This is a genomic window from Tissierellales bacterium, from assembly GCA_035301805.1.
Lineage (GTDB): Bacteria > Bacillota > Clostridia > Tissierellales > DATGTQ01 > DATGTQ01.
The window spans coordinates 1-3,694 of sequence record DATGTQ010000099.1; the positions used below are offsets into that span (position 1 = coordinate 1).

2 protein-coding genes are annotated in these 3,694 nt (G+C 27.2%); both read right to left on the reverse strand.

The window, feature by feature from the left end; genetic code table 11:
- Positions 1-2,447, reverse strand: a 2,447-nt coding sequence (gene pglX / locus VK071_04700; protein ID HLR34613.1) for a BREX-1 system adenine-specific DNA-methyltransferase PglX, incomplete at its 3' end; no start/stop codon positions are given.
- A gap of 10 nt (positions 2,448-2,457) precedes the next feature.
- On the reverse strand, positions 2,458-3,694 hold a 1,237-nt coding region (locus VK071_04705), incomplete at its 5' end, for a hypothetical protein (GenBank protein ID HLR34614.1).

The window sequence follows — 3,694 nt, forward strand, 5'->3', positions numbered from 1 at the left end:
TTAACAGCAAATCTAGATAAACTCAATTTATTCCACGTTATTCCTTCCTTGAAATAGTATTGTGTGTTTTGAGGTCTTGATGCTAATCTACCACTAGAATTTCTATGTTGTTTTATCTTTCTTCCATTAAACTCCCAATCAACAACATACTCATCATTTGTTGACCATTTTCTATATTTACCACCACTATTGCAAAGAAACCATCTATGCCTACCATCCCCAGTTTCTAAAACATCTGAATAATCAAATCCTATAGAATTAAAATTTACCTCATACCATAATCTCTGAAAAATAGTATTATCTCCCGTTGCAAGCCCTGATTTTGGTAGAATATATTTACCTAATACACTACCACTTTTAAAATTCTTTAATAAACTATTACTAATCCAATAAGCAATTGGACTTCCTGGTATTAATTCAAAATTATCTTGATTAGATTTATAATAGTATCCACAATTAGGATTTTCTATAGCTTCTAGTGTTTTTTCTTTTTTCTCTATAGCATTTTTATAGTCTATCAACCTTATATAAGAACCTATATAATTTTTTACTTTATTTTTCTTTACTATAAAAGTTGTTGACTGAACTACCTCTCCACCTATTTCTTCAAATGCTCTTGGACCTAAATGTAACATATTAATAATATTACTACTAGAAATCATATTTCCTCTATACTTTTCAAAACTAGATAAGAACATCCATGAGTGTTGATTTACCATTCCATAATATCCATTTGATTTTAATAATTCATGGCATTTTTCCATAAACACAGCAAACAAATCTGCTTTTGTATCCTTATAATCTTTATCTAAGTACTTAGTTAAATTTGAGCCCATATGCCTTCTTCCTAAATATGGAGGGTTGGTAACTACTATTTCATACTTATTTGATAAGATTTTCGCTAATTTTAATATATACGTTAATTCACTTTGAGTTTTATCTATGTTCTCCGTTCCTATAAATAGCTGCTCATCCTCTTTAATTTTAAAACTCTTTACAAATTCTATGAGTTCATCATAATTATATTCTTTATCAATTTTTATTACTGAACCTAATTCTTTACCATCTTTAAATAATTCTATTATTTCTAATATATCCTTTTTAACATCTTCCCTGGATTCTCCATCTTCTATATTTCCACCTAAGAAATCTATTTGCTTAATATTAATATCTTTACTATCTATAAAATAATATAGATTGTTTTCTAGATCCTTATTAAGAATTCCTCTACTATATTGTCTTCCCTTCATCATAATAGAAAAATACGCTAATTGATATGCTCTTTTATCTATATCCAATCCATATAAGTTATTCTCTATTATACTTTCAGCTGCTTCTCGTTCTGTATATCCTTCTTCTAAGTAAAGTTGTATAAATATATCAAAAGTATAAGCTAATATATGCCCACTTCCCATAGATGGATCTATAAATGATATATCTTCAAGTTTTAAATACTTTCTATCTTCTCTTATGTTTTTTAGTTCTACTTTTACTTCTTCTATTTGCCCTGCTTCTGGTATGTAATATTTCCAATTATATTCTTTTGCTAATTCCTTTTCTGTTTTCTTTGCTCCACTTGCTATCTTTTTTTCTATCCAGAGTCTTCCTAAAGAATTTTGTACCATATATTTTACTATCCATTCTGGTGTGAATAATTGGGTCTTAGCAGGTAGAGTGTTTTTATTTACTTTCTTTTTAGATGCATCTACTTCTGCCTTAGGTACAGTATTATAATACTGATACAACCATCCTATTATCTCTATCTGTCCTGTTTCTTCTATATCAAAAGGCTCTTCGCCTATATCTTCTATAAGCTTATAAACTACTCCGTCTTGAGCATTATAAGATATGTTTAAAAGTAATTCTGCATAGTCATCTGTCTTTTCAAATAGTTCTGGTAGGTTTTTATTTAAGGCATTACATTGCTTTATAAACATAAATTGAAATAGTTCTTCCATGGGTTTTGCACTGCCATCTAGTTTTAGATCATCTAATTCTTCAAATTCTTCTTCTGTTATTCCTATATCCGTATCCCTATAGTAAGTAACAAATTCTGGTTCTCTAACTCCTTCCTTTCCAGAAGATAATATTCTCATTTTATCTGGCATATAGTTATTTACTTCCATAAATCTTATAGCAATTATTCTATTAAACCAAGTATAGGCTACTTCTTCTATTAAGATTTTATAGGCTGTTTTATAATCTGATTTTTTTTCTCTTTTTTCAAGTTCTTTTCTTAATTTATCATACTTTTTTACATCTTCTCCATATATTCTATGAGTCTCCATTTCTCCTATATTGAAAACAAGCATATCTTCAGTAGACTTAGGAAGAGGGTATTCAATACCCTCTTCTGTTATACCTATCATCCCTGCTTTACTTTTTATGTCTTTTATAAGTTTTTCTCTTGAATACATAGCAAAGTTTTTAAGTGCTGTTTTGTCCATTTTCCCCCTCCTAAAACTCAATGTTTAAAATAGTATTTTCCTCTAATTCTTTTTCCAGATTTTCTTTTAATTTTCTTAAATATCTGTCTATATCTTCACTATTTTCTATTCTCCATGAATTTGATAAATTTATTTCTCTTATATTAATATATTTACGTTTTATAATTGGCTCTTTTACTGTGGGCTCTTTATTATCTGTAGGTTCTTTTTTCTCTTCTTCTTCTTTCTTCTTTTGTCTATCTAATTCTTTTGATATTTCCTTTAAATATCTATCTTTTAAAGTTTCTGCTTCAATTCTAAATCCATTTATTTTTGCAACATTATTACAAGACTCAGCTCTTTTTGTTAAATCATTAAAGCTAGTTCTAAAATTTTTCTTAAACCTATCCTCTAAACCAGTCCTTTCTAATTCTTCCATAACTCTATTTTCTGCTTTTTTAATCTCTATTTTTACAGGTTCTAATTCTTTTTCTAATATCTTATCATATAAATCTAAAAATCTACTGTTTAATTCTGGCAAATCTTTTATTCTATTATATGGATATGCCATAGCCAATATCTTTTTCATAACTTGTACAATTTCTTCTATTTCGTCGTTTAATATATAAGATTTACTTTCATTATAAATTGATGTAAAGTGCTGTGTTTTTTCCCAAATATTTTTTTGTTCTCCTTTAAAAAAGGATTTTATAGGTTGATAATCTTCTTCAAAATCTAAGTACTCATCTTCATTTTTATTTAATTCTTTAAATATTTCTATAGGTTTTGAGATTCCCCTTGTTTTATTAATTAATATTATTCCTTCTTCAATTACAGCTTCACCAGGATATTCACCATCATCATATTTTTCCTTTAATAAATTTAATTCTCCTATAAGATTTTCGGCATATTCATTAAATTTTTTCACCATCATATCGGTATCTTCAACCAGTATCTGTCTACCAAATACTACTGAAGATATATTTTTCAAAGATCTAATATATCTTTCATCAACTATTTCCTTTTCTTCTATTAATAATTTTTCTACGTATTGTCTTTTAGTTATATAATTTATTATTTCTTCTTCTGGCTCATTTACTAAAGATACAGTTTCTCCATTTAAAGTGAAGCTTATATTTCCATCTACAAATAACTTAGCTATTATCCACTCTATATCTAAATCTAAAAATCCATAGGGTGCTTTTAAAAATTTCTCTTTTATCTCTTTAAGTGATATTTTACTATGGTTTTTAGTTCTTAATTTTATA